The organism is Hymenobacter fodinae (assembly GCF_004745825.1).
Lineage (GTDB): Bacteria > Bacteroidota > Bacteroidia > Cytophagales > Hymenobacteraceae > Hymenobacter > Hymenobacter fodinae.
This window is the reverse complement of record NZ_SRLA01000005.1, coordinates 459443-485532: the sequence shown is the minus strand read 5'-3', so window position 1 is coordinate 485532 and position 26090 is coordinate 459443. Positions and strand designations below refer to the sequence as shown.

Sequence of the window (26090 nt, the reverse complement as noted above, 5' to 3'; positions counted from 1 at the left end):
GGGAGTTACGATAGAGTTAGCGAACGAGCGTCAGGCGCACGTCATCTAACAAGATGGCCGTGGCCCCATCCTTGACTATATAGACCTTTAAAAGATCGTGCGGAGTGCGGGGCGCCGGAAAGTGAAACGCGCCACCCACTGTAGTCCAGCGGCCCGCTGGGGCTTGGTAACGCCGGCAGTCAAGGGCCTTCCAGTAGTAAGCCGGGCCGCCCCCTGGGGGCTCTAGGCTGGCTACCAACAGGGCTTTATACTCACCCTGTGGAAGCCAGCACTTCGCACGTACAATTAGGCGGTCCTGGTTCCTGAGGGAGGCCTGGCCTACCGAGCGGCTGTAGGTCAGACCAAATGTGCTCGTCTCTTTGAGGTAGTATGCCTGTTGTCCGGAGGCAGCTTGCTCGGTGCTCAAGGAGTGGCTGTTGAGCCAGACGGTAGTGTCGAGCGGACTTTCGAAATCCGTCTGGGCTTCCCATACTACCGGCACTGGCCTAGCACGCGGCCGCCACAGCGTGAGGCGGCCGTTGCTGAAGACAGAATCCAGGCGCTCCAAAATCAGGGGGTAGTTGCTGACTACATCGGAGCGGAAAGTAGCGTTCTGCGTTATAATCAAATCGGCAGGTTCTTGAAAAGAGGCCCGCAGGTTTTCCTCGTTGGTGGTGAGCACGGTCCAGCCCCGGCGCTTCATTAAAATCAGCGGAAGATTATAGGTATAGGCGTCGAGGACCGTGATATGGGCTGAGCGCGGCACGCCCAGGGAGTCGAGTAGCTGAGCACTGCCGGTAAAGTTTTGCAGCGTCATGTATCCCAAATCGTTCGGATGCACTGTGTAGCGCTCCATCTGCACGGCCCGAGTATCGCGCGCCCACAGCGAAGCCACTGCCACACTTGCCGCCGTGCCGCCCAGTTGCCACATACGGCGGCTAGGCCAGGGCATCACTACTAGACTACCCGCAAACAGCAGCACCAACGGCAAAAACAGCGAATCAATAAAGTAATAATCGTGGTCGAGGTACTGAGGCCCCATAAGCACATAGTACGTTAACCCGCCCCCCGTGAGTAGCAGCCAGTGCACAGCCCACTCTGAGCGCACCCAAGCGTGCAATGGCCGGTTCCCCAGCGCCAGTAGCGCTACGGCAACCAAGGCAAACCATTGCGTGCTTCCCAGCAATTGAAGCCCCCATTTACGCGCTACTTCCTGCGTACTGCTCAGGGCTTCGGCAGGTGACTGAAATGGTAGGGGGCGAGCCAGGAACATAGAGCCACCGTAATGGCGAGTCAGGTACTCGTTGTAGAGGAAATAGCTGACCAGGAAAAAGCCACTGAGCGTGTAGGCCAGTAACACCCGGCCTCGGTTAGGCGGTCGGCGAAGCGGCAACGCAACTAAGTGCAGCAGAGAAGCCATTAACGGAATGGCGAAAGGCGTGCGGATAGCTGCTGCCAGCGTAAACCAAGCAACGGCCCCGTACAACCAAGCCCCTGCGCGTGGTAACCCACTAAGCTGGCGGGATTGGTAAAAGCAATAATACCCCCCTAATGCTGCCGCAAACGCAGGAACTGAGGGGAGGTAACTGGCTTGATAATACCCATATACAGGGGCAAAAAACACAAATAATACCGCCAAACCAGCCCGCCAGACGCCCGCCTTGGCCTGGTATACGGTGGCGCCTAGCGCTAGTAGGCCACCCAGGCTACACCCCAATGTGAGGAGGCGCATAAGGCCCGGAGCTTCTGAATGCGTAACGGCCATCAGAATGGCCGCCAGATAAGCCGGTAAGGGAAACGCAGCACCAGTTACCCCGTCGCGGGTAAGAAGGTTGTGGGTGGCGGGATGAAAAAAATCAAACCCCCGTTCCCGAAACTTCAGGGCCAAGGAAAGCCAATCTGCTTGTGCCCAGGCGTGGTGAAAAATAGGGGGTAGCCAGATAGTATCCTGATATAGCCACCAGCTAAGACCGATTAATAGGAATAGCAAGACCAGAAGCCACAGCCACGTGACATTTCGGAGCCGGTCTAGTAAGGAGAAAATCATAAACGAGGCTAACAATACACTATGCAATGATAGCCCTGGATAAGCAAATTCGCTGAAAAACAGATGAGCCTATTTAGGTGGCCTAGAACCCCACATGAGCTGCTACCATAGTACGGGTCTAGTCTTTCTCTTAACTGCAACAGCAGAATTACTCTCTACCCATCCCGCATTTGTGTAATTAAGAAGTACTAGGTAATAAGCAACCGTAATGCTATCTGCTATGCCTCCTGTAATCAAGAGTGTCAAAGTGGATAGTGCCTTTGTGTATTTTACAATGTTATTACGAGCACATGCCTCTAAAAATGGAGGTGTTCGTAGAGAAATTAGTCTATTTAGCCGAAAAGTACCCGTAAATAGGAGGCGTATTTGGAAAAATATAGTGTAGAACTCTACCTTTGCCTCAGAACTTCAACCTGAATTGCTCACGTTACTCATTGCATGGCAACTCTTCGCTTTAAAGCTTTAGAAATAGTAGATCAGCGGCAGCCCGTAGCTGTTGCTATTTCTGGGGAGCGTCGCTCCGACGCATTCGGTAAGAATGTATTCAATCTTGACGCCATGCGGGCTACCATGCCCGGTGAATATTTCAAAAAGCTGCAGGCTGCCATCAAGCAAGGCTCGCCAGTAGAGCGCAGCGTGGCCGACGCTGTGGCTTCGGCTATGAAAACCTGGGCTATGGCCAAGGGTGCTACCCACTACACGCACTGGTTCCAGCCCCTGACTGGTGCCACCGCTGAGAAGCACGATTCGTTTTTCGACCTAAACTCCGACGGTCGTCCTATCGAGAACTTCAAAGGCTCGGCGCTGGTGCAGCAGGAGCCCGATGCTTCTTCGTTCCCCAACGGCGGTATCCGCAACACCTTCGAGGCCCGTGGCTACACCGCCTGGGACCCCACCTCACCCGCCTTCATTATTGAAACGGCTGGAGCTAAAACTCTGTGCATTCCCACCATCTTCGTGGCCTACACCGGCGAAGCCCTCGACTATAAAGCTCCGCTGCTTAAGTCGTTAGCCTCGCTGGAGAAAGCAGCAGTTGATGTGTGCCAATACTTCGATAAAGACGTGCAACGCGTACACACTACGCTGGGCATTGAGCAGGAATACTTCCTGGTAGACAAAGCCCTGTACGCCGCGCGCCCCGACCTGATCATGACCGGCCGTACCCTGTTCGGCCACTCGCCGGCTAAAGGCCAGCAATTAGAAGACCACTACTTCGGCTCAATTCCAGCCCGCGTGCACGCATTCATGCTCGACTTCGAAGAGGAGTCGAACAAGCTGGGCATTCCACTGCGCACCCGCCACAATGAGGTGGCGCCCCATCAGTTCGAGTGCGCGCCTACCTTCGAGGACGCTAACCTAGCCGTTGACCACAACCAGCTCCTGATGGATATCATGGAGCGCGTGGCTGATAAGCACAACTTCAAAGTACTGCTGCACGAGAAGCCCTTCGCGGGCGTAAACGGCTCGGGCAAGCATAACAACTGGGCCATGAGCACCGACACGGGCGTGAACCTGCTCGCTCCTGGTCGTCGTCCCAAGGAGAACCTCCAGTTCCTGGCGTTTTTCATCACTACTATTAAGGCTGTGCACCGCTACGGCAACCTGCTGCGCGCCAGCATTGCCTCGGCTTCCAACGACCACCGTCTGGGTGCTAACGAAGCCCCGCCGGCTATCATGTCGGTATTCGTGGGTTCGATGCTGGACTCAGTGCTGGATGAGCTGGAGCGCACCGCCAAAGTGCCGTTGGACAAGGGCGACAACATCTATCTCAAGCTGGGCATCGATAAGATTCCGGCCATCTTGCTCGACAACACCGACCGTAACCGCACGTCGCCGTTCGCCTTCACCGGAAACAAATTCGAGTTCCGGGCTGTTGGCTCCTCGGCTAACAGTTCTTCGGCCATGACTACGCTCAACGCCATCGTGGCGGAGCAGCTCATCGACTTCAAACAGTCGGTGGATGCGCTGATCGAGCAGGGCAAGAAGAAGGAAGTAGCCATTGTGGAGGTGCTGCGCGAGTACGTAATCAGCTCTAAAAACATTCGTTTCGAGGGCAACGGCTACTCCGACGAGTGGAAAGAGGAAGCTGCTAAGCGTGGCCTGGCTAATGTACCCACCACGCCGCAGGCACTCGATGCCCTGGTGCAGGATGATGCTTCGACGCTGTTTGAGCGGCATGGTATTTTCTCACACGTGGAACTGCACGCCCGCCACGAGATTCTGCTGGAAGACTACATCAAGAAGATTCAAATTGAAAGCCGCGTAATGGGTGATTTGGCCATCAACCACATCATCCCGACCGCGGTAGCCTACCAGACCAAGCTGATCAACAACGTACGCGGCCTGCGTGAACTGGGCCTCGACGATGAGAACTCACAGGTAACGGTAGATACTATTAAAGCTATTTCGCGCCACATCAGCATCATCAAAACTAACGTAGATGAGATGGTGAACAGCCGCAAAGTAGCCAACAAGATTGACGACACGCGCGAGCGGGCTCTAGCCTATTGCGACAACGTCAAAGGACATTTCGACACCATCCGTCGCTCAGTGGATAAACTGGAGCTGATGGTGGCCGATGAGGACTGGCCCCTGGTAAAGTACCGCGAACTGTTGTTCCGGCACTAAGTCCAGAGTCAGAGTCGCGCCGGAGTTGGGTGGGAATTTTCTCCGCGCCGCGATTTCAGAAAAGCCGTTTCCGGGTGGGGACGGCTTTTTTTGTGCCTGCTCGACGGGGCTTACTAAAAAGGCCCTCTAGCTAGCGCCAGAGCCATTTGCCAATTCCACGCTAAGCGGGGGTAAGCCCTATATTTCACCGACCCGCCCCCAAATCCGCCCCCATTTTTTCTAGGTCGGCTGGCGGGCCGTGCGGCGGTATATGGCCAGCAGCTCCTGCTCGCCAATGCCCAAGTCGCGGTTAAAGCTCGCCTCGGTCTTGTGACCGGTGGCCAGCATCACCTGGGTCTTGGGCACGCCCTGGTAGATTTTCAGCGTGGCAAACGACTTGCGCCCCACCCGGGTAGGGATGGTGGATATGCATGATGTCGGTAAAGTAGGTAAGCAGGAGTAGATAACCGTCGACGGTGGATAATTCAGGTAGACAGGTGGCCAGGGTAAGGCTGATACTTACGCACCAGCTGTCCGAACCTACGCACATTATCATCAGAAATAGGAAATGATGTAGCGCTTAGCCGTCTTACCGGAATTAATTTTTGTAAGTCTGTTGTGGATTGTGCAGGACCAAGTGTGCCACTTGTGAAATGTGGTATGAGCTTGCTCTATGCACACTATATATTTACTAACATTAGCTGGAAGATCTTAGGAAGATGCCACCCGTTTTACGAATACAGCGGATCTGCACTTTTATAACATCATCACTGACGAGCTGCTAAGAAGCCAGAATTTAGTCGCCTGCTGGTCGTGTACAGTAGTAGGTAAAATGGCTACTTATCGGACGAAGATTGTAAAACAAGCGGTGGTTTTATAGCGCCGAAATAGTAGCGCAGACCTACATCTAGTTTCGTGGGTAACAGTAGATTAGTGTTGGAGTGGACTCCAATATTAAGTATAGGAGTAGTGCGAACTTCTGTGGCTAATTCCAGAGAAGGGGTGAGAGTAAATCGTATTCCCATACACTGTTGCCTGAGGCTACCTATACTCTTTTCTGTAAGGTCAACTTCGTCGCAGTTAACTCTGTGATGGTACTACCGAAAGGACTGCCGTTGTTCTTGTCTAGAGGAGTAAAGAAGAGGGTTTTACCTGAGCGTATATAGGTAAAATGGCCTGAGTATTTGGTTTCGAGGGTAGAGCCTGAAAAGGTGTAGAATTCTGCGAACAGAACGCTATGCCGACCGCTTTGGGATACTACCGAACCAGTAGGTGAGTACTCAGTGAATTCGGATTCGATGTAACGCCAACTGCCCTCTAAGGACATGTCGGGCTCTGGTGTTGGCTCGGCTTCGTTCTTACAGCCAGCGGTGAGCAGCGTTAGGCTCAGCAGCAATTAGGGGAGTAGTCGTGGGAGCATAGAGTAGTAAAGTGGCCTAGGGCTTTTCTTTCTGGGTAAGAAGGCTTGTACGCTGATGGGGTAGTATGAGCAGGATACCTATACATAGGAGGGCTGCTACCACACTGCAATAGTAGATATGCCAAGTGGGGCGGGGTGGAGCAAAAGAAGGGGCGAGGAGTGCATAGACCATCCCGGTGGCATAAATGCTAAAGAGGGATTTGGCCCATCCTTTTCCTTTTTTAAGGCCAATACCGACAAACACGAGGCACAATAGAAGCCCTAGTACTATCCCCAAAACCTGTAGGTAGATGAGCGTGTGCCCGCTATCCGTTTGCCATTGTAAGAGAATAGGACGGACCAGATGAACTAGAAAGGGGAGTAGCACTAGGCCTATACTACTGAAGTAGATTGCACAAGTCACTATACCCTTGTGGCGGGCAGCCAACCGCATGGAATAATGAGTGAGTAAGTTGTTTGGGTGTGCTGGCCAGTTACGACCACGGGAGTAGGAGTAGCGTCAGGCTCAGTAGCAGGCAGGGGAGTAGTCGGTTACCCATAGAGTAGGGAAGCAGTGGCCTAGCGGGTGTAGTGGTCCACCACGTCCTGATAGATAGCGCCAGGCGTTTGGTTCTGGTCTTTATAGCGCAGCATGTGCGCGTGTTCGGTCAGCTCCGTGATGGTGATGGTGGCGCGCGGATAGCGGATGCTGTTGCCTTGGCGGGTGTAGAGCTCCTTGCCTGAGAGGCTGCCATCTAGGAGCCTGTGGTAATAGGCCGTATCCCGCGTCAGGATCATGTAGTAGAAACTTCTCAGGCTGTCTGTTCTGGCGCAGCAACTGGCCGGAGGCACTTCAGGTAGTTAAGGCATCGGCTTCCAAGCAGTCTAGCAGCTTGGGCTCGGCTGCGGGCCTAGGCGTATCTCTATTTTGTCTTGCGAACTCATATTTGTAAGGCTAAAACTTGTTTATTTTAATTGAAAACTTGAGAAGAAAAATGGCTCTGATGTTGTGTTTGAGTAGCCGGATACTGTGCTTCCCACTCATAGGTGTTGCCCTGCGGCACTGCCGGTAGCTCCAGCCACTGGCCGGCGCAGCAGGTCGCGGGCGACGATGACAGTAGCCCAGATATAGGGGATGAAGGACAGAGTGGTGAGCAACTTTTCAGACAGTGGTTTCACCGAGGTAGCCAAGCTGAACATTTGTAGCGCTAGGGCAAGTAGGCTATAGATGAGGAAGAAAACCTTCACCCGGCGATACCCGGCCAGGACCCCTAGCGCCATAGCAACCCAAAAGAGAATAGCGAAAGTAAAGGAGAAAAAGGCGATACCGGGATGCGAAGAGAAGTAAGTGGGCCGGTCAGCATTAAAGATTGATAGGAGGGTCACAAGTGACCCAATACCTAGGCTGGCAAAGAACAGATTTGACGCTCTAATATCGTTTTCGAGGATAGTTATAGCCATGGGTTGTGGTATAGTTACTTTTTTAATTGTTTCTCTTGAAACTGGCTGCTACCCTTCTGCTCTGCATCTGCCTGCTGCGCCTCGCGGAGCCAGGCCTTGGCTTCCTCTATGTCGCTGAAGACGCGCATATGAAAGTCGCGGTTGATGCCCTTTTGAAACTGATCGGCGGTTACTGTAGCCATGGAGTCGGGATCCACTACGTGCGCAAAGTGGGTGAGGCCTGCTTCCATTGCTTGGGGGCGCCATACCGTAGCAGCCCACTCCAGGGAGTGATGCCAGAGGCCTAGCAGGAGCCGGTTATCATTGAGTAGGTAAGGGCACTTATTCTCCCTAATGGGTGCTAGGTAGGCCATTGCCCCGGCAACAACGTTCTCGAAGGTTTGGTAACCTATCCAGTTAGTATATACCCAGTGGTTGGCGGCATCGTACTGGATGGTAAGATGCGTTTTGCCTGCTTCATTGGTAAGAATAATAGGCATAGGGCGGGGTAGTAGGGGCACAAGGGCTTGCAGGCTTAAAGTACTACCACTGCAGCATGTTTAGCAACTGGTTGGTCTAACCCTGCTTCTAGTATCGGCTCCCAAAACCCACTTCTAAAAGCCAGGGAAGTATATCCCGATTTGATATGGATAGCGCTGGAGCTATTCGCAATTGCTTGCTTCTTAATTTGCTCAGCAACATCCCACGGCGTGTCATTTTGGTTTTAGAGATGCACTTGCCTAGCCTTTGCTAATTCTTATGCAGTTTGTGTCAAAAAAATAGCACAAATGCGTGTCCGCTGAACTTAGCTAATGGCAGCATGACCTGCCTCAGGCCCTCACGTGGCTGTGCAAGGCGCAGAATGCTGAGGCGCGGCCGGGCTGTAAATAGAGCAGCTAGGCCAGTTAGCGCCGCCGCCCTCGCCAGATTTGATGCAGCAGCGTCAGGCCTTCCAGCACCAATTCTCGTTCCTGCTCCCAACGCCAGTGAGTGTGCGGCGACGGCGACAGGAGTTCCAGCAACTCGGCCCCTCGGTATGGCAGCGTGGGTTCTTGCAGTAAGTGGGTCAGGAGGAACTCCCGGGCCTGGGTGAGGGGAGCGGCGCTGCCCACGTCGCCGGCAGTGTGGGTTTCTTCCAACTGCTGGCCAAGGGTTCTTAAGCGAGAAAGCAGAGCGTCAGTGGCCATCGGCAAAACAGAAATGAGGACGGGGCAAAGCTACTATTTTCCGGCTTGCAGGGCGGCAACCCGGTGGCAGAGAGTCTGATGCCTAACTTAGGGCCAGCGCTCTTCTTGAACTGGCTGCATAAAACTACCGGACTGGCCTACGTAGCATGTAATAAAAATTGACGCCGTCGGGGCTTACGCCCTGGGGCAGAATTTCCCAGCCCTGACTGGCCAAGTAGTTCAGTACTTCGGCCTGTGACATCCAAAAGCGGTCTTTGCCCTGCTCGTTTTGAACGTACCATTGGGTGCGGGAGTGAGTAGGATCAGTATCGGACAAGCGCCACTGCCGGAGAGTATACTTATTGATAGCGGCCGTACCATACTCATAGGCCACTGCGGCGGTGGCAGCTGGGGTCCGTGCCTGAGAGGTAAGCGAGGGCAAGCCAGTAGTTGCCAGGAGAGCCAGGAAGAATAGACGCTTCATAAGATATGCACTGAAAATAAACAGGATAGGAAAACTACGCTCGGGGGTGCTGTAGCGGCAAGTGCCTACACGGCCGGGCAATGCAGAGAATGGCTACTTGCTGCAGGCCCAGGCCCGAGCCGTGGGTAAATCGGTAAAATGGCGCACTTCTATGGGCAGGGTAGTAAGGGGCGGGGTGTAGGCCTCCTGAATCAGTTCTCGGTTCAAAAGGTCCTCCGACTCGATAATGGCCAAGCGGCGGATGCCACACTCCGCCAAGGCTGGGAGCACATCGGTGGCCACCCACTCCAAATCGGCGGCCTGCATGGGGCCCAACTGTCGGTCGTCGGCTATCCAACACTCGGCCTGGTACTGGCGGGCTAGCGCTAGGCCTTCGGTAACGGCCTCCCGAAATGATTCGCTGCCACCGTGGTCACTCCATCTTGCCTCCAGGGCCCGGCAACCAATATTATGCAGGTAAAAGCTTACGGAGGCAAGGGAGGTGAGCAGAAGCATAGAATAAAAAAGCCGGTGAGAACTAGGAGGTGGACTAGCACGCGGGTAGCCACCCGATGAAGTTCGAAATGTAACGCACAAGGGTTACAGCTTCTGTCAACCGCGTGAGCAGCAACGGAAAGTGAAGAACAAGTAAGCCTGACTAAGTAACTGTGGCGCCGCCTAAGTGTGGCCGCCATTCGCTACCTGGTCTCATCAGGAGCAGACTGCTAGTTGTGCACAAGTTGGCTACCTGTCTTTGGCATAGTAAATAACATGGATAGGCTTGGGTAGGGCGTAACGGGAGCACAGCAGGTAATGTTATAGTGATAGGAAGGCATACCGATACGGTGGGCGTAGCAAGTGCCCTGTTGCTTACTCGGCACCTGAGTCACCGCGTAAGTAATCAGAAAAACGAATATATGAACAAGCAAGTCACAACCTCGTTCTTCTGGCCGCCGGGCAGCCTCAGGCCATGCATGAGTAACCGGCTATTTGCTCAGCCCTTGAGCTTGAGAAGCGCTTGCTCGGCCTTATAAAACCACAGCCCAGGATGACCCCTGGGCTGTGGTAAATGAGCAGGACTAGGCCAGTGGGACTGTTCGCCGTATTCTAGCTAGAGGTAACTCTTAAGAAAACGGAGCTAGCGCGGCTAGCAGTGTGGTGGTAATTTGGCGCCACTGCGCATACGACCAGGCGCTTTCTGGTAGCAAGCTGAAGGCAACAGCATCGCGTTTAGCGTTGGCGGTCCAGGTTAACAGCACGTGGCGGCTGGGCATGGGCTGCACCCCGTGTAGCGACGTAGGCCACTGCTCTTCGGGCCAGGTCTGCAGAAAGTACTCGGTCTGGTCGGCAATGCGCGCTAGCCGCGCGGCAGCGTAGGGGTCGGAGTGGTAAATATGGCGGGCAGTACGATACAGCTCCCGTAACGCCTTGCCCAATGAAGAAACCTGGTCGGATTCCGTCGGAGAAGAAGAAACTAACTTTTTCATTGGCCCCACCTACGACTCAGTAAAGGGGACCGGATTGTCAATTTCAGGTAAAAAGTGGGTCAAATGAAGTAAAGATTAGAAGGTGAATTTTTCAGGGAAAAAGCGTGTTGTAGCGCCCGCTTTGCAGATTAGGCCGGAAGTTGCCGCGGAAGCTCGGTGTCGTCGGGGAGGACTTCGGCGCCGGTGCCATGGTCGGGGGCCAGGGCTTTCCAGGTGGCCTGCTTAAGCTCCTCGAGGCGGCGTAGCGTGTCGGCAACGGTGGTGTTAGCCCGAATTTTCTCGAACAGACCGGTGCGGTGGCCTACCTTAATCAGATGCTCCACCACAAAGGGCAATACCCAGCCCACTACACTCGAGGCCAGCACCCCCCGCAGGCCTAGCCGCACCAGCAGGCGGGAAGCCATGCGCTCCAGCAACAGGGCACGGGCCGCGGGCAATGCCTTGTTAGTCAGAAAGTCGGCTACTAGTTGCCCATTGCCTTTCTGGACTTCTGCGCGCAGCACCTCCTGCACCGAATCAAGCGCCGTCCGGACCGCACGCTGGAAGAGGCGGCCCGTTTGCCAGGCGCGTAGGCCAGTAGCTCGGGCAGCTTGCAGGAGAGGGGGCAAAAAGGATACTTTTTTCATGGAAGTAAGCTCGGCAGTACGTGTACGAAAACTCGAAAAATATGGTTGATGATAGCGCATAGGCTAACCAAGCAGCGGGTTTCAGCGTCCTGGTAAACGGGCCCGTCAAATGGCAAGCACCCAGCAACCACTCCTCATGCAACAGATTACGATTTCCGCGCCCGGAGGGCCAGATGTTTTACAGCTTCAAGAGGCTCCCATACCCCAGCCAACCGCGCACCAAGTGCTGGTACGGGTTGAAGCCGCCGGCGTAAACCGCCCCGACGTGCTGCTGCGCCAAGGCAAGTACCGCGGGAGCGGCGACGTAACAGGCCTAGTGCCTGGCCTAGAAATAGCGGGCCGGGTGGAGCAGTGCGGTTCTGCCGTTACGCGCTGGCAGCCTGGCGACGCCGTGTGTGCGCTGCTGGCGGCAGGCGGCTACGCCGAGTACGCCGTGGTAGATGCGGGGCATTGTTTGCCCATGCCGGCGGGCTGGAGCATGACGGAAGCCGCCTCCTTGCCGGAAACCGTGTTTACGGTGTGGCACAATGTGTTTCAGCGCGGCGCCCTGCAGCCTGGCGAGACGCTGCTGGTGCACGGCGGCAGCAGTGGCATTGGTATCACGGCCATTCAGTTGGCCCATGCCCTAGGCAGCCGCGTGGCCGCCACCGCGGGCAGCGCCGAGAAGTGCGAGGCATTACGCCCACTAGGAGCCGACGTAGTTATTAATTACAAGGAGGCCGACTTTGAGCAGGTATTAGCTGAGCAAGGTGTGGACGTGGTGCTGGACATGATTGGGGGCGACTACACGCCCAAAAACCTGCGTCTGCTGCGCCCCGATGGGCGGCTGGTATTCATCAATGCTATGCAGGGTGGCCCCGCCGAGTTTAATGCCTTGGAGGTAATGGCTCGCCGCCTCACCATTACGGGCAGCACCCTACGGCCCCGCTCGGCGGAGTTTAAGGCGGCGCTGGCCGTAGCCGTAGAGCAACGTGTATGGCCCCTGCTGGCCGCGGGCAAGTTTCGGCCGGTTATCTATCAAACGTTCCCGCTGGCCGAGGCGGCTGCGGCCCACCAGTTGCTGGAAAGCAGCACCCACATCGGAAAGCTGGTGCTGGAGGTGGCCCCTTCGCAGTAGCAGAAGATCACTGTCTATTATAGCCCGAAGCCTAAGCTCAACCGTACAATGGGCAAGCCCCAAGCTTTGCCTCAGTTAATAGCGGTAGCCTCCGTCGCAAATACACGAAAGCCGTCGGCGGCTTTGGGGTTCACTTACTGCCTGCCCATCAACTACCAACTCATGAAAACAGCCATACTGATTGGGGCTACTGGCCTAGTCGGCGACTACCTGCTCCGGCAACTCCTGCTCGATGACCGTTTCACCAGCATCAAGGTGTTTGCGCGCCGCCCAACGGGTTACCAGAACCCCAAGCTGCAAGAACATCTAGTCGACTTTAAGCAGCCTGAGCAGTGGAGCGAGCTACTGACCGGTGATGTACTGTTCTCCACGCTGGGCACCACGCTGAAACAGGCCGGGAGCCAAGCAGCCCAGTATGAAATAGATTACACCTACCAGTACCGCGCCGCCCAGGCCGCCGCCGAGCATGGGGTAGAAACGCTGGTGCTCGTGTCGTCAGCCGGCGCCGATGCCCATTCCATGATTTTCTACAGCCGCATGAAAGGAGAACTGGAGCGGGACGTGAAGAAGCTGCCCTTCCGGCGCATCCGGCTGCTACAGCCCGGCATGCTGGCAGGCCTTCGGCAGGAGCCCCGCACGGGCGAGCGAATAGGCCTAGCACTGGGCAGCCTCATCAGCCAAGTGCCCTTATTGCGACAGTATCGGCCTATTCATGGGCGCACGGTAGCTCAAGCCATGCTCAACGCCGCCCTCGATGAAACGCCCGGCGTGCAGACTATCACGCTGGAAAAAGTGTTTGAGCGCGCCGAGAAGTGAAAAGTGTATCCGTACGCCCACAAAAAAGCCCGCTCTTGAGCGGGCTTTTTTGTGGTCTGAAATAGTGGGAAATAGCCTAGGCCCGCTTCCACTTGATGGTGCAGCCGATAGCCTTGGTAGAATTTACCGAGGCAGGCTTGCCGGCCATGATGTCGGTCATGGCGTTTTCCAGATACTTGGTTTTCACCTGACGGGCATCCTCAGAATTGTCGTCGATGGCGCCGATGTAGCTTACTACAAAGTCGTTGCCCTGGCGGGTGAGCACGTAGAGGTGAGGGGTGCGGGTAGCGCCGTAGGCCTTGGCTGTCTGCTGGGTTTCGTCCTGCAGGTAGGGAAAGACATACTTTTTCTCCTTGGCCCGCTTCTGCATGTCGGCGAAGGAGTCGCCGGGCGCTACGGCGGGGTCGTTGGGGTTGATGGCCACTACCGGGTAGCCCTGGCTAGCATACTTAGTATTTAGGTCGATGATGCGCTGCTCGTAGGCCTTAGCGTAGGGGCAGGTGTTGCAGGTAAACACCACGATGTAGCCTTTGGCGGTTTTATTATCAGCCAATGACACCATCTTTCCATCCACATTCTTCAGCTTGAAATCAGTGGCTTTATCGCCCACCTGATACCCAGCCGCAACCGGCCGAAACACGATGAAGCTGCTCAGCGCCAACACCAGGCAAGCAGCCAGAAATGGAAGAAGCTTTTTCATAGAGGTAAGGGGGTAAAGTGGAAGGGTTAAAAACTACACGTGTCATACCGAGTGAGGCGAGGAATCGGAGTCAAGCTTCTAGGCCAGGTAGTAGATTCCTCGCTTTACTCGGTGTAATACTTACTTCATGGTGGCTTGTACCTGCTTGTTCAGCTCTTGGGCCGTTAGCTCCTGCTCAAACGTGGTCCGCTTGTTACGGGCGTTGTTTACAATAATAGTAAATGGCAGAGCGCCAGTCCATTTCGAGTCCACTTTATCCATCCAGGAATTCGGGTCCGGCTCGTTCAGCAGCACCACTTCCGACTTCAGGCCCCGCTTCTGCACGAAAGGCTTGACCTTATTATCAAGCTGGGAGGCATAGTCCATGCTCACCAGCAGCACTTTCACTTTCTGCTTGGCATAGGTGGTCGAGAGCTGATCGAAGTGGGGCAGCTCTTTCACGCAGGGCGCGCACCAGGTAGCCCAAAAGTTGACCACGTAGGTAGTATCGTTCGGGCGGCTCAGGCGCTTCTGCAGCTCCGGCAGCTTTATCACGGCCACTTGTTGCGCTAGGCCAGGCACGGCAAACAAGAGGGCCGCTGCCAGCGCAATGAATTTCAGTTGCTTCATGTTAGGGAGGAAAGTAGTTGTGCTAAAGACAGCAATTGCCCGCCAGAAGTTGCTGACGGGATGACCTAGCAGCTAAACAACTGACACAAGAACGAGGTAGAGGCACGTATTCGCGTCTAGTCGTTGAACGGCCAGGATTGAACGGCTGCTCTAGAACAACCGATAGAAACAATATCAGCAATGATAGAGACGCAACTAGGCGGCTTTACATCGGGCTCGTGGCACATATGTTGAGCACAAACCTTCCGTTACCTTTGTTATTCTTCTGAAAAACGCTCCCCTTCGGGTTATGAACAAAACGTATTGCCCCAGCCTCACCGAGTATAAGCGCCGCCTCAGCCGGGAAGTCCAGATTGGCGACCTGCCCATGGGTGGGCTCAACCCCATTCGGGTGCAGAGCATGACCACCGTGGACACCATGGACACGCTGGGCTCGGTGGAGCAGACCTTGCGTATGGTAGAGGCCGGTTGCGAGTACGTGCGCATCACGGCGCCCAGCGTGAAGGAGGCTCAGAACCTGCTGGAAATCAAAAAGGAGCTACGCAAGCGCGGCTGCAACGCGCCCCTGATTGCCGACATCCACTTCACGCCCAACGCCGCCGAGCTGGCCGCCCGCATCGTGGAGAAAGTGCGCGTGAACCCCGGCAACTATGCCGACAAGAAGAAGTTCGACGTGATTGAGTACACCGACAGCAGCTACGCCGCTGAGGTGGAGCGCATCCGGGAGCGGTTCCGGCCCTTGGTGCAGATTTGCAAGCAGTACGGCACCGCCATGCGCATCGGCACCAATCACGGCTCTCTGTCCGACCGGATTCTGTCGCGTTACGGCGACACTCCGCTGGGCATGGTGGAGTCGGCGCTGGAGTTTTTGCGCCTCTGCGAGGAGGAAAACTACTACAACGTCGTGCTGAGCATGAAGGCCAGCAACACCCAGGTGATGGTGCAGGCCTACCGCCTGCTGGTGCAGAAGCTCGATGAGGAAGGGCTACAGCCTTACCCATTACACCTGGGCGTAACGGAAGCTGGTGAGGCCGAAGACGGCCGCATCAAGAGCGCCGTGGGCATTGGCACGCTGCTGGAAGACGGCCTCGGCGACACCGTGCGCGTGTCTCTAACCGAAGCGCCCGAAGCCGAAGCCCCCGTAGCCAAAGCCCTCATTGACCGCTACACCAACCGCGCCGCCGAAGCCAAGCCCATTGCCCCGCTGGCTGCTGATTTCATGGCTGCTGTAGTTGACAATGCAGCCCTAGGCCAGTCGGGAACTGCCACGGTAGTTACGCCCGATGCGGACCTGTCGCCGATTGATCCGTTCCAGTACCACCGCCGCGCCACTCGCGAGGTGCTGAACCTAGGCGGGCAGAACGTGCCCCGCGTAATGGCTGACCTCTCGCGCCTGCCCGGCCTGGAGTACGCCGACCTGCGCGCCGTAGGCCACCTGTATTCGGCCTTTCTCGACAAGTTCCAGATGAACGACCTGGGGGCCGACTACGTGTACTCGGGCCAGCGCCCAATTCCGTTTATGCTGCCCAACGGCCTGAAGGAAGTAGTAGACTTCTCCGCGTGGCAGGATGGCGGCCAACGCCCCGACCACTTCCCGGCCTTTACGGCGGCGGAGTTTGCCACCGCCACGGCTCGGCACCCGGACCTGAACTTCGTGTTCCACAACTTAGCGTCGCTAACGGAAGAGGCCCTAGGCCACCTGCACGCCGACCCCACGGCGGTGCTAATTCTCGCCACCGATAACGCCCACGCCATGCCGGAAATCCGGCGGGCCTTCTTCCGGCTCATCGATAAGAAGATAACCAACCCGGTCATCATCAACCGCCAGTACCCCGTGCTCACGCCCGAGCAAACCCAGCTCTACGCCGCTACCGATGTGGGAGGCCTCCTGCTCGACGGCCTCGGCGACGGGGTGGTGCTGAGCACCGAGCTGCTGCCCGAGCGCAGCAAGGAAGAGTGGCTCCAGACCCTGGACCAGCTCAACCAGCTCAGCTTCGGAATTCTGCAGGCGGCTCGCACGCGCATGTCCAAGACGGAGTACATCAGCTGCCCCAGCTGCGGCCGTACCCTGTTTGATCTGCAGGAAACCACCGCCATGATCCGCAAGCGCACCGACCACCTGAAGGGCGTGAAAATCGGCATCATGGGCTGCATCGTGAACGGTCCCGGCGAAATGGCCGACGCCGACTACGGCTACGTGGGCGTGGGCAAAGGCAAAATAGCCCTCTACCGCGGCCAGGAAGTCATCAAGAAATCCGTTCCCGAAGAGCAAGCCGTAGACCAACTCATCGACCTCATGCGTGAAGACGGCAAATGGATAGAGCCAATGGTGCTGGAAGAACCAGTAATCGGATAGGTAATTTGCCAACGGGGCAGATTCATACGAATCTGCCCCGTTTTACTTTCTGCATATGCTAGATCTGTACCTAATACACGATACACAAAATATGTCCAGCAAAGGCTTAGCTCTGGAGCGTGTCGGAGGTATAAAGGATGAACTGTTCTTTCAATTACAACAGGAAGGCATTATTGAGCCTTGGTTCGACTACTACAGCAAATTTCGCTGGCAGAGTGAATTGGTAAAGCGTATGGTTATAAAGTTGCAAAAACGCTTCTCAGTGGCTCCTTTACCAAAAGGGTACGAATTATTTGTATCTGTATTAAATAAAGCAGCTCGATCTAATAGCGGACTTTTAGCTATTGAAGATTGAAAGGAATATGAATGATACCCTGGAAAGAGAAGTGCTCAAGGGATATTGGTTTTATGATGCTGTGCTCAGAAAAGGAGTAATCATCAAGTCTATTAATTATGACTACTGGTATGAGCTTGAAAAGTCAGATGGATTAGATATGACAGATCAAGAACCTGAGTTAAATGAAGCTGGTGAAATGTATATAATTTAATGGAATGATCATGCGCATATAAACCAGGAGAGCTTCACGGTAGAAACTCTGGATTTAGATTCTACCAAAGCACAAGCCGAAGCTATTGTAAATCAGTCCATAGAATGGTGTCCAGAGACCAAGTAAAACATTAGCACTATTCATTCAAATGATAAAACGATGCGTTGCATCCGAAATAACTACGTCACTACATGATGCAGTTGTAGACCAGTTTCAATTTAAAGCTTCACGTGGGCGTCTTGAGGTTATTATCTGGCAAAGCCGTGAAGATAAAAATGTGTTGTGGTGGCAGCTGACAGTATCAGGAATCAGAAATAATAGGGAAGTCCAACAATTCCAAATTATAATAGATACTATTCTAGCAAGAAAAAATAGTAAGAGCCTAGGTTTTCGAATCGATGAGTTTAGTTGTCAAAAACAGCCTTCCTCAGAGAATGGGATTGTATATAGAGTTGATTTATCTATCGACCATTTAGCCCCGCTACGAATAGAATGTGCAAAGTGTACCCTTCAAGCTTTGGAGGATAAAGCATTTCCTACGCAGCCATAAAACATCCGCGCTGCTCGTGCGTCTACCTCTCCATGAAACTACGCGTTATCGTAACCGGAGCCACCGGGATGGTGGGAGAGGGAGTACTACTTGAATGCCTAGGCCACCCCGAGGTGGAGCAGGTGCTGTCCGTGAGCCGTAAGCCTAGTGGCATTAACCACCCCAAGCTGCGGGAAATTCTGCACAGTGACTTTCAGAACCTGGCGCCCATTGCCGACCAGCTCACGGGCTATAATGCCTGCTTTTTCTGTCTGGGTGTGTCGTCGGTGGGGATGAAGGAGCCGGAGTACCGCCGCCTGACCTACGACCTGACCCTGCACTTCGCCCAGACGCTGTTGCCCCGCAACCCTGAGCTCACATTCTGCTACGTATCGGGGGCAAGCACTGATGGCACCCTGAAAAGCCGCCAGATGTGGGCGCGGGTAAAAGGCGAAACCGAAAATGCCTTGCTACAGCTAGGGTTCCAGGATGCCTACATGTTCCGGCCCGGATTCCTGCGCGCCACGCCGGGCCAGCAGCACGTGTTGTCGTACTACAAGTATATCGGTTGGCTGTTTCCGGTGCTGCGGGCCGTTACGCCCAACTACGCCTCGACTCTCGCGGAGCTAGGCCAGGCCATGATTCGGGTGGCGCAGCGCGGCTACCTGCGCAAGGTGCTGGAGGTGCCCGATATTGTGCTGCTTGGGAAGCGCTAGTCCAGTCGGTAAGCGTGGCCATTACGGTTGAGCGCGATTTTCGACTACTTACTGACGAGGTTGATCGAAAACCTCATCGGTAGCTGAAACAATTAGCGGATATTTGCTCGGATTTTCCGCTCCTAGTTGCCTCCTCGTTTGTCTCAAACGCCCGACCTTGTTGCACCCGTAGCGCTGGTGCTGCCCTGCTACAACCCGCCCGCCCACTGGACTATCAATATTCTGGAGAGCCTGGAGCGGCTGCAAGCACTGCTTCCCGCTGGCATCGGACCGGTGCATTTGTATGTCATCAACGATGGCAGCGCCGCCGTTACGGCCGCCGATGTCAAGTTCCTGCAGGAACGTCTGCCACACTTTACTTACCTCACGTACCCCATCAACCGGGGCAAGGGATACGCGCTGCGCACCGGCATGGCGCAGGTAAAAGAGCCAATCTGTCTGTTCACGGATATCGACTTTCCCTACGAAGAGCCCAGCGTAGCCAACGTGTTGGAGGCCCTGCACAGCGGGCAGTGCGACGTGGCCGTGGGCACCCGCGACGAGGCTTACTACGCTCAGGTGCCGGCCGGCCGGGTGTTTATCTCCAAAGCCCTGCGCCGCAGCACCCGCTTCCTGCTCGGGCTGGCCGTTTCAGATACCCAGTGCGGCCTGAAGGGCTTCAACCAGCGCGGGCGGGAGGTGTTTCTGCGCGGGCAGATTGACCGGTACCTGTTTGACCTGGAGTTTATCTTCCTAGCATCCCGCCCCGAGGCTGAGCTCCGCGTGAAGCCGATACCCGTGCGGCTCAAGCCCGGCATCATCTTCTCCCAACTGAACCCCCGAATTCTGCTCACCGAAAGCGGCAGCTTCCTAAAAATTATGCTGGCTAGGTTGAGATAAGCCAATAGGTGGCTGAAAACCATGGTGCACTGGGTTACCTCGTCGCCCCTAGGCCGTAAAGTAGTGGGTGCTTCCAAAACACAAGAAGCACCTGCTACATATGGTTTCTCGACTGCTTACCCTGCCTGAACTTGGGCTGCTGCTATACATGCTGCGAGACAAGCCAGCCGCGGAGCATGTACTGAGCGGGCTGCCCACGGCGCGGGTCCAGGAGCTGGCCGATAACGGCATGGGCAGCCTGCAATTTGTAAGCCCAAGGCTTAACCGTCGGCTAGGCCACCTGCTTGCTAGCCAGTGGTACCTCGATGCTGATGGGGTGCCGGTGCTGGCCTCGTTGTACACCGATACGGAGGGCGAGCTGTTTGAGCTGGATAGCTGGAAAACCGATAACTCGCCCTTGCAGCGTATCCCGGCCTTCTGACGCTCGGTGCCTACTTACACTTTTCTTTGCGGCGGGTATCAATGATGTGGGCAATCTTCCAGCCGTCGGTCAGTTTTACAAGCTGGAAAGAGTTGTAGCCGCAGTGGCTGAAGGTAGAGCCCAGGTAAAACTCATACGGCGTCCATACACTGGCCAAATTGGCGTCAATCAGCACCTTGTCAAAGGTAATGCGCTCATCGTACACCTCCTTGTGCGGAGTGCCCACCGACTTCACAAAGGCTGAAGGGCTTTCGGGCCGCAGGGTGGTTAGGCCGTTGCGGGTGCTGATGGTATGAAAGACCGCCCCCGGCGCCAGCGTGGTCCGGACCAGGGTGCTGTCGCCTTTGCGCATGCCCTCAAAAAACAACTGAATAGTTTTCTTGACGGCTTGCGTTTCCGTGGCGGGAGCGGTTTGGGCGTAAGCTGCACTGGTAGCGGTCAGCAGAGAGCAAGAGAGGAATAGTTTCTTCATGTGATGGGGTGGGATGGGAGAAACAGAGAAGGGAATAATGGGAAGGTAACGTACTACCACCAGATGTTGCACGCTATACTTCAGCCTTGCCTTAGTAGAAAGCGCCTAGCGCTTGGTAAAATTATGGCGTAACCCCCTTTTTGCGGGCTAGGGAGCTATTTTTGCGATGGCAACTGATCTGATTGCCGCCGCCTTTTGTTACCCACCCATGGAAATTCACCGCACCTTCGACCTGCTAACCCACCTTGCTACGCTCAACCCCTTGGCCGACTGCCTGGTGGAAAAAAAGGAGGGCGCTTGGCAACCGCTCAGTGTGCAGCAGGTGCAGGAATTCAGCAATCAGGTAAGCCTGGGCCTGCGAAGCTTAGGCATTGAACGCGGCGACAAAGTGGCCATCATCTCAGCCAACCGGCCCGAGTGGGTAATTGCCGACTTCGGCATTGCCCAGTTGGGGGCCGTGAGCGTGCCCATGTACCCGACTATTACGGTGGAAGACTACCGCCACATTTTTCAGGATGCCGGGGTGCGGGTGGTGTTGGTAGAAAACCAAAAGCTGCTAAACCGTGTGCAGGAGGCGGTTGCCGGCCTCGACCAAGGCCCTGAGGTCATTTTTACCTTCGACAAGCTGCCCGACGCCCGCCACTTTGGCGAACTGCTTGCCCTAGGCCAGTCGGGGGAGGATGCTAGTGGCCTAGAGGCCCTGAAGGCCGCCGTGCAGCCCGATGATCTGCTGACCCTGATCTATACCTCGGGCACCACGGGCCGCCCCAAGGGCGTGATGCTCAGCCACCGCAACATTCTCTACAACTGCGAGAACCTGACGGGCTACCTGCCTCTGCCCGCCGGCCAGAAGGCGCTGAGCTTCCTGCCCCTAAGCCATATTTTTGAGCGCACCGCCACCTACCTCTACCTGCTGCTGGGTTTCAGCATATGGTACGCCGAGGGTGTGGAGCGCATTGCCGATAACCTGCGCGAGGTGCAGCCCCAGGTGTTTACCACCGTGCCCCGCCTGTTGGAGAAGATCTACGACAAAATTGTGGCTCAGGGCCAGAAGCTGACGGGCCTGAAGAAACGGCTGTTTTTCTGGGCCCTCGACCTAGGCCTGCGCTACGACACCCAGCAAGACCAGGGTGTGCTCTATAACGCGCAGCTGGCCCTGGCCAACAAGCTCGTGTTCAGCAAGTGGCGCGAAGCCCTGGGTGGGCAGGTGCGCTACATTGTGAGCGGTGGCGGGGCCCTGCAGCCCCGGCTGGCGCGGGTATTCTGGGCGGCGGGCATTCGGGTGATGGAGGGCTACGGCATGACGGAAACCTCCCCTGTAATTGCGGCCAGTCAGCCTGAGGCCAGCGGCAACCTCATTGGCGCGGTGGGCCCGGTGATACCCGGCGTAGAAGTGAAAATTGCCCCCGACGGCGAAATCCTGACCCGCTCGCCCTCCGTGATGCAGGGCTACTATAATCGCCCCGACCTCACGGCCGAGGTAATTGACCAGGATGGCTGGCTCCACACCGGCGACATTGGGCAGTTTGTGGAGGCTAAATTCCTGAAAATCACGGACCGCAAGAAGGAGATGTTCAAAACCTCGAACGGCAAGTACGTGGCCCCGCAGCCCCTGGAGTCGAAGTTGGCGGAGTCGCCGCTGGTGGAGCAGGTGATGATAGTGGGCGAGGGGGAGAAGTTTGCGGCGGCCCTGCTGGTGCCGGCCTTCGCCGAGCTTCGCGCCTGGGCCAAGAGCCACAACCTGCCCACCGACCTCTCCGATGCGGCCCTGGCGGCCCACGCCCAGGTGCAGCAACTCTACGAGCAGCTAGTGCAGCAAACTAACGCCGCCTTTGCCCAGTGGGAGCAAATCAAAAAAGTAGCCTTGCTGCCCGTGCTCTGGAGCGTGGAGTCGGGGGAGCTGACGCCGACCATGAAGGTGAAGCGCAAGGTCATCAGCCAGAACAACCAGCAGCGTATTGAGTCGCTGTTCCGCTAGGGGCTGGCGGCAACGGGCCTAGAGGCTACGTTTTTGCCACCTGATGCACGGCTTTAGCTGGTCTGAAGTAGTGCTATATTTTTGATTTCAACTAAATCTTTCTGCCCACCCGGGTGTTATCTTAGCATACCATACGACTCACGCCATGCGCACGAAAGGCCTTTTTGATTTCGGTCCGGTTTTCGGGTATTTCTTCCGCAAGAACGACCCAAACCGCAAAACTAACTTCAACCTGCGCACCATGCACTTCATCAACAAGCTCTCCATGAGCATGTTCCTGGTGGCGTTCATTGTGTTGCTCTACCGGTGGTTCATTCGCTAAGCGGCGGGTCTACCATTCAACAGTGTTTTCTATAGTAGCGGCGACCCAACGCCGGTGCATATACCGCGCCCACCTGGCCTACAACCTCGGGTGGGCGCTTTTGGCTCTATGAACATTGAAGATTTCCGCGACTACTGCCTGCTGAAAGCGGGCGTGACCGAAGAAACGCCTTTCGGCCCCGATACCCTGGTGTTCAAGGTAGGCGGCAAAGTATTTGCCCTCACCGACATTGAAACGTTCGGGAGCATCAACCTGAAGTGCGACCCAGAGCGCGCCGTGGAGCTGCGCGAGCAGCACGAGTACGTGCTGCCCGGCTGGCACATGAACAAGAAGCACTGGAACACGGTGCTCATGGGCACCGGGGCTCCCGTCAGGCAGCTGCAAGAGCTGATAGATCATTCTTACGACCTGGTACGGGCGTCGCTGCCGAAAAAGCAGCGCGAAGAGTTGGCAGCCGCTGAGCAGGAGTAGCTAGGTAGTTAGCGTAAATAAACAACAAGGCCCGCCGAACGAATCCGGCGGGCCTTGTTGCTGACCTACTGGCCTAGAGGACTATACCACCACGTTCACCATGCGGCCGGGCACAACAATAACCTTCTTAGCTTCTTTGCCTTCGGCGAAGCGGGCCAGAATATCCGTAGCGCGCACAGCAGCCTCAATTTCGGCGGCGGTGGCGGTGGCCGGGAACTGCAGCTGCTCGCGCACTTTGCCGTTGATGGCTACCGGGTAGTTCACGGTGTCTTCTACCAAGTACTCCTCCTTAAACTCGGGGTAGGTGGCCGAGCTGATAGAGCCGGCCGGGTGGCCTAGCTTCTGCCACAACTCCTCTGCCAAGTGCGGAGCGTAGGGCGACACCAGTACCACCAGCGGCTCTAGAATGGCTCGGTTGTGCGTGTTGAGGGTCGTTAGCTCGTTCACCGTAATCATCAGGGCGCTGACGGTCGTGTTGAACGAGAACTTCTCAATGTCTTCTTCCACCTTCCGGATGGCCTTATGCAGGGCCTTCAGCTCGGCGGGCTTGGGTGCCTCGTCGGTTACGGCGAAGTCGCCGTCTTGGGGGTGGTAGAGGCGCCAGAGCTTCTTAAGGAAGCCGGCCACACCGCTCATGCCGTTGGTGTTCCAGGGCTTAAACTGCTCCAGCGGCCCCAGGAACATCTCGTACAAGCGCAGTGCATCGGCCCCGTACTGATTTACCAGTACATCCGGATTCACAACATTGAACTTAGCTTTCGACATCTTCTCGACTTCCCAGCCGCTTACGTAAGTGCCGTTGTCTTCAAGAATAAATTCAGCAGTAGCGTAATCAGGGCGCCACTTTTTGAAGGCTTCTGTGTCGAGTATATCGTTATTTACGATGCTTACATCGACATGCAAAGCAGTCGTTTCGTGCTGGTCTTTCTTGCCTGCCGTCACAAACGTATTGGTGCCGTTAATGCGATACACGAAGTTCGAACGGCCCAAGATCATGCCCTGGTTGATGAGCTTTTGGAAGGGCTCATGCGCGGTTACCAGGCCTAGATCTTTGAGGAACAAGTGCCAGAAGCGGGAGTAGAGTAAGTGACCCGTAGCATGCTCTGCACCACCAAGATATAGATCCACATTCTGCCAGTACTGCTCGGCTTCCTGGCCTACAAAACGCTCGTTGTTCTGCGGGTCCATGTAGCGCAAATAGTACCACGAGGAGCCCGCCCAGCCGGGCATGGTGCTCAGCTCGAACTCGTACTGGCCTTTGTACTTCCAGTCCTTAGCGCGACCCAGGGGTGGCTCGCCGGTTTCGGTGGGCTTGTACTCGTCGATTTCTGGGAGCACTAGGGGCAGGTCGGCTTCGGCCACACCGTAGGCCACTCCATCCTTGTAGTAAATCGGAATGGGTTCACCCCAGTAGCGCTGGCGGCCGAAGATGGCGTCGCGGATACGGAAGTTAACTTTACCCTTGCCGATGCCGCGCTCTTCAAGCTGCTGAATCAGGGTTTGGGTAGCCTCCTTGTAGCCCATGCCTTGGATGAGGCCGTGCAGGTAGGTGCCTTCCTTGGTGGGGTCGGCCTGCTCCTCAATCTGCTGCTGATCTACCACCTGCACGATGGGCAGGTTGAAGTGCTTGGCAAACACGTAGTCGCGCTGGTCACCAGAAGGTACGGCCATCACGGCGCCGGTGCCATAACCCGCCAGCACGTAATCGGCAATCCAGATCTGGATGGGCTCGTTGGTGAAGGGGTTGAGGGCGTAAGCGCCAGTAAAAGCCCCCGAAACCGTTTTGGTGTCGGCCATCCGGTCGCGCTCCGAGCGGCGCTTGGTGGCGTCGATGTATTCCTGAATGGCTTCCTGCTGCTCGGGCGTAGTCAGCTCGGCTACCAGCTCATGCTCAGGCGCCAGCACCAGGAATGTGGCGCCATAAATGGTATCCACGCGGGTAGTGTACACCTTAATTTGAGCGCTTTCGTGGCCCTGCACCGAGAAGGTAACTTCGGCCCCGATGGACTTGCCAATCCAGTTGCGCTGCATTTCCTTCACTGCCTCAGGCCAGTCGATGGTGTCGAGGCCCTGAAGCAAACGGTCGGCGTAGGCGGTAATGCGCAGGTTCCACTGCGGCATCAACCGACGTTCCACGGGGAACCCTCCGCGCTCAGAGAGGCCGTCTTTTACCTCATCGTTGGAGAGCACCGTGCCTAGGCCAGCGCACCAGTTCACGTAGGTGTCTGACTGGTAGGCCAGTCGGTAGGGGTGCACGGCTTGCAGGCGCTGCTTCTCGCTCATCATCTGCCACTGGCCGGCCGTAAAATCGTGGCGCTCCTCCTCGTCGCCGGCGGCGCGCACGCCCTGGCTGCCGTTCTCGGCAAACTTGTCGAGCAGAGTTTTCAGGGGCTCGGCGCGGTCGGTGTCGAGGTTATACCAGCTATTGAACAGCTTCAGGAAGATCCACTGCGTCCACTTGTAGTAGCTGGGGTCGGAGGTGCGCACTTCGCGGCTCCAATCGTAGCTAAAGCCCAGGGAGCTAAGCTGTTCGATGTAGCGGGCAATGTTTTCGCGGGTGGTTTTCTCGGGGTGCTGGCCCGTCTGGATGGCGTACTGCTCGGCGGGGAGGCCAAACGAGTCAAAACCCATGGGGTGCAGCACGTTAAAGCCCTGCAGGCGCTTATAGCGCGTTACGATGTCGGAGGCGATGTAGCCGAGGGGGTGGCCTACGTGCAAGCCCGCGCCGCTGGGGTACGGGAACATGTCCAGCACGTAGTACTTAGGCTTGTCCGAGTTGTTCTCGGCCTTGAAGGTATTGTGCTCTTTCCAGTGGGCTTGCCACTTCTTCTCGATATCCTGGGGATGGTAGCCGGGCATGATATACTGCTTCGTTGTAGCCGGCGAAAATACGGGCAATTGCCGGGAATGGCTAATATTCCGGGTTTTGGGTCCAGCAACTC

General features: G+C 56.0%; 26 protein-coding genes. 12 read left to right on the top strand and 14 right to left on the bottom strand.

Going from position 1 to position 26090, the window contains the following annotated elements; all coding sequences use genetic code 11:
• Positions 1-16: 16 nt before the first annotated feature.
• A complete protein-coding gene (locus EU556_RS22415) occupies positions 17-2026 on the bottom strand; it encodes a hypothetical protein (RefSeq protein WP_135436450.1) in 2010 nt (669 codons plus the stop codon).
• A gap of 438 nt (positions 2027-2464) precedes the next feature.
• Here EU556_RS22415 and EU556_RS22410 point away from each other — a divergent pair, with 438 nt between their 5' ends.
• Positions 2465-4654 (top strand): glutamine synthetase III family protein, encoded by a 2190-nt coding sequence (locus tag EU556_RS22410; RefSeq protein ID WP_135436448.1) that lies wholly within the window; start codon positions 2465-2467, stop codon positions 4652-4654.
• Positions 4655-4873: 219 nt separating this feature from the next.
• Here EU556_RS22410 and EU556_RS26695 read toward each other — a convergent pair whose 3' ends face one another.
• From EU556_RS26695 to EU556_RS22370, 9 genes are all read right to left on the bottom strand, one after another.
• Positions 4874-4999 carry a hypothetical protein gene (locus tag EU556_RS26695; protein ID WP_262709674.1) on the bottom strand — a complete coding sequence of 42 codons (126 nt, stop codon included), beginning with the start codon at positions 4997-4999 and terminating at the stop codon, positions 4874-4876.
• 1612 nt (positions 5000-6611) lie between these two features.
• A complete protein-coding gene (locus EU556_RS22405; RefSeq protein ID WP_135436446.1) occupies positions 6612-6830 on the bottom strand; it encodes a hypothetical protein in 219 nt (72 codons plus the stop codon).
• Positions 6831-7073: 243 nt separating this feature from the next.
• A complete protein-coding gene (locus EU556_RS22400; protein ID WP_135436444.1) occupies positions 7074-7313 on the bottom strand; it encodes a hypothetical protein in 240 nt (79 codons plus the stop codon).
• 194 nt (positions 7314-7507) lie between these two features.
• Positions 7508-7972: an STAS/SEC14 domain-containing protein gene (locus EU556_RS22395; protein WP_135436442.1), complete on the bottom strand. Its 465-nt coding sequence runs from the start codon at positions 7970-7972 to the stop codon at positions 7508-7510.
• A gap of 405 nt (positions 7973-8377) precedes the next feature.
• Positions 8378-8659, bottom strand: a complete 282-nt coding sequence (locus EU556_RS22390) for a hypothetical protein (RefSeq protein ID WP_135436440.1) — start codon at positions 8657-8659, stop codon at positions 8378-8380.
• Between the two features lie 124 nt (positions 8660-8783).
• Complete coding sequence (locus tag EU556_RS22385) at positions 8784-9122, bottom strand: hypothetical protein (protein ID WP_135436439.1); 339 nt, start codon at positions 9120-9122, stop codon at positions 8784-8786.
• Positions 9123-9215: 93 nt separating this feature from the next.
• Complete coding sequence (locus EU556_RS22380; protein ID WP_135436437.1) at positions 9216-9617, bottom strand: hypothetical protein; 402 nt, start codon at positions 9615-9617, stop codon at positions 9216-9218.
• A gap of 608 nt (positions 9618-10225) precedes the next feature.
• A complete protein-coding gene (locus EU556_RS22375) occupies positions 10226-10588 on the bottom strand; it encodes a hypothetical protein (RefSeq protein ID WP_135436435.1) in 363 nt (120 codons plus the stop codon).
• A 128-nt stretch (positions 10589-10716) separates the two neighbouring features.
• The gene (locus EU556_RS22370; protein WP_135436433.1) at positions 10717-11214 is read right to left on the bottom strand and encodes a hypothetical protein; all 498 of its coding nucleotides are present in this window, start codon (positions 11212-11214) and stop codon (positions 10717-10719) included.
• 136 nt (positions 11215-11350) lie between these two features.
• Between EU556_RS22370 and EU556_RS22365 the strand changes: the two genes are divergently transcribed.
• Both EU556_RS22365 and EU556_RS22360 read left to right on the top strand, forming a co-directional pair.
• Complete coding sequence (locus EU556_RS22365) at positions 11351-12331, top strand: NAD(P)H-quinone oxidoreductase (protein ID WP_135436431.1); 981 nt, start codon at positions 11351-11353, stop codon at positions 12329-12331.
• Between the two features lie 162 nt (positions 12332-12493).
• Positions 12494-13147: an NAD(P)H-binding protein gene (locus EU556_RS22360; RefSeq protein ID WP_167855686.1), complete on the top strand. Its 654-nt coding sequence runs from the start codon at positions 12494-12496 to the stop codon at positions 13145-13147.
• A gap of 76 nt (positions 13148-13223) precedes the next feature.
• Here EU556_RS22360 and EU556_RS22355 read toward each other — a convergent pair whose 3' ends face one another.
• Together EU556_RS22355 and EU556_RS22350 are read right to left on the bottom strand one after the other, a co-directional pair.
• Positions 13224-13847 (bottom strand): thioredoxin family protein, encoded by a 624-nt coding sequence (locus EU556_RS22355; RefSeq protein ID WP_135436429.1) that lies wholly within the window; start codon positions 13845-13847, stop codon positions 13224-13226.
• Between the two features lie 120 nt (positions 13848-13967).
• Entirely contained in the window at positions 13968-14456 is a 489-nt protein-coding gene (locus EU556_RS22350) for a TlpA disulfide reductase family protein (RefSeq protein ID WP_135436427.1), read from the bottom strand.
• A gap of 289 nt (positions 14457-14745) precedes the next feature.
• Between EU556_RS22350 and ispG the strand changes: the two genes are divergently transcribed.
• The 6 genes from ispG (at position 14746) to EU556_RS22320 (ending at position 19905) form a co-directional block, all read left to right on the top strand.
• Entirely contained in the window at positions 14746-16812 is a 2067-nt protein-coding gene (gene ispG, locus EU556_RS22345; RefSeq protein ID WP_135436426.1) for a (E)-4-hydroxy-3-methylbut-2-enyl-diphosphate synthase, read from the top strand.
• 55 nt (positions 16813-16867) lie between these two features.
• Positions 16868-17167, top strand: a complete 300-nt coding sequence (locus EU556_RS22340; RefSeq protein WP_135436424.1) for a hypothetical protein — start codon at positions 16868-16870, stop codon at positions 17165-17167.
• 7 nt (positions 17168-17174) lie between these two features.
• Positions 17175-17360, top strand: coding sequence for a hypothetical protein (locus tag EU556_RS22335; RefSeq protein ID WP_135436423.1), 186 nt, complete (start codon positions 17175-17177; stop codon positions 17358-17360).
• 582 nt (positions 17361-17942) lie between these two features.
• A complete protein-coding gene (locus tag EU556_RS22330; RefSeq protein WP_135436420.1) occupies positions 17943-18605 on the top strand; it encodes a Rossmann-fold NAD(P)-binding domain-containing protein in 663 nt (220 codons plus the stop codon).
• A 138-nt stretch (positions 18606-18743) separates the two neighbouring features.
• Entirely contained in the window at positions 18744-19484 is a 741-nt protein-coding gene (locus EU556_RS22325) for a glycosyltransferase (RefSeq protein WP_167855685.1), read from the top strand.
• A 100-nt stretch (positions 19485-19584) separates the two neighbouring features.
• Positions 19585-19905 carry a DUF6984 family protein gene (locus EU556_RS22320; RefSeq protein WP_135436414.1) on the top strand — a complete coding sequence of 107 codons (321 nt, stop codon included), beginning with the start codon at positions 19585-19587 and terminating at the stop codon, positions 19903-19905.
• Between the two features lie 10 nt (positions 19906-19915).
• On the opposite strand, the gene EU556_RS22315 is transcribed toward EU556_RS22320, so the two are convergent.
• Positions 19916-20377 carry a nuclear transport factor 2 family protein gene (locus EU556_RS22315; RefSeq protein WP_135436411.1) on the bottom strand — a complete coding sequence of 154 codons (462 nt, stop codon included), beginning with the start codon at positions 20375-20377 and terminating at the stop codon, positions 19916-19918.
• A 166-nt stretch (positions 20378-20543) separates the two neighbouring features.
• Between EU556_RS22315 and EU556_RS22310 the strand changes: the two genes are divergently transcribed.
• From EU556_RS22310 to EU556_RS22305, 3 genes are all read left to right on the top strand, one after another.
• Positions 20544-22355 (top strand): AMP-dependent synthetase/ligase, encoded by a 1812-nt coding sequence (locus tag EU556_RS22310; protein ID WP_245327832.1) that lies wholly within the window; start codon positions 20544-20546, stop codon positions 22353-22355.
• Positions 22356-22500: 145 nt separating this feature from the next.
• The gene (locus EU556_RS26190; RefSeq protein WP_167855684.1) at positions 22501-22677 is read left to right on the top strand and encodes a DUF6728 family protein; all 177 of its coding nucleotides are present in this window, start codon (positions 22501-22503) and stop codon (positions 22675-22677) included.
• A gap of 108 nt (positions 22678-22785) precedes the next feature.
• Positions 22786-23148 carry an MmcQ/YjbR family DNA-binding protein gene (locus EU556_RS22305; RefSeq protein WP_135436409.1) on the top strand — a complete coding sequence of 121 codons (363 nt, stop codon included), beginning with the start codon at positions 22786-22788 and terminating at the stop codon, positions 23146-23148.
• 81 nt (positions 23149-23229) lie between these two features.
• On the opposite strand, the gene leuS is transcribed toward EU556_RS22305, so the two are convergent.
• Positions 23230-26007 carry a leucine--tRNA ligase gene (gene leuS, locus EU556_RS22300; protein ID WP_135436407.1) on the bottom strand — a complete coding sequence of 926 codons (2778 nt, stop codon included), beginning with the start codon at positions 26005-26007 and terminating at the stop codon, positions 23230-23232.
• Positions 26008-26090 lie beyond the last annotated feature (83 nt).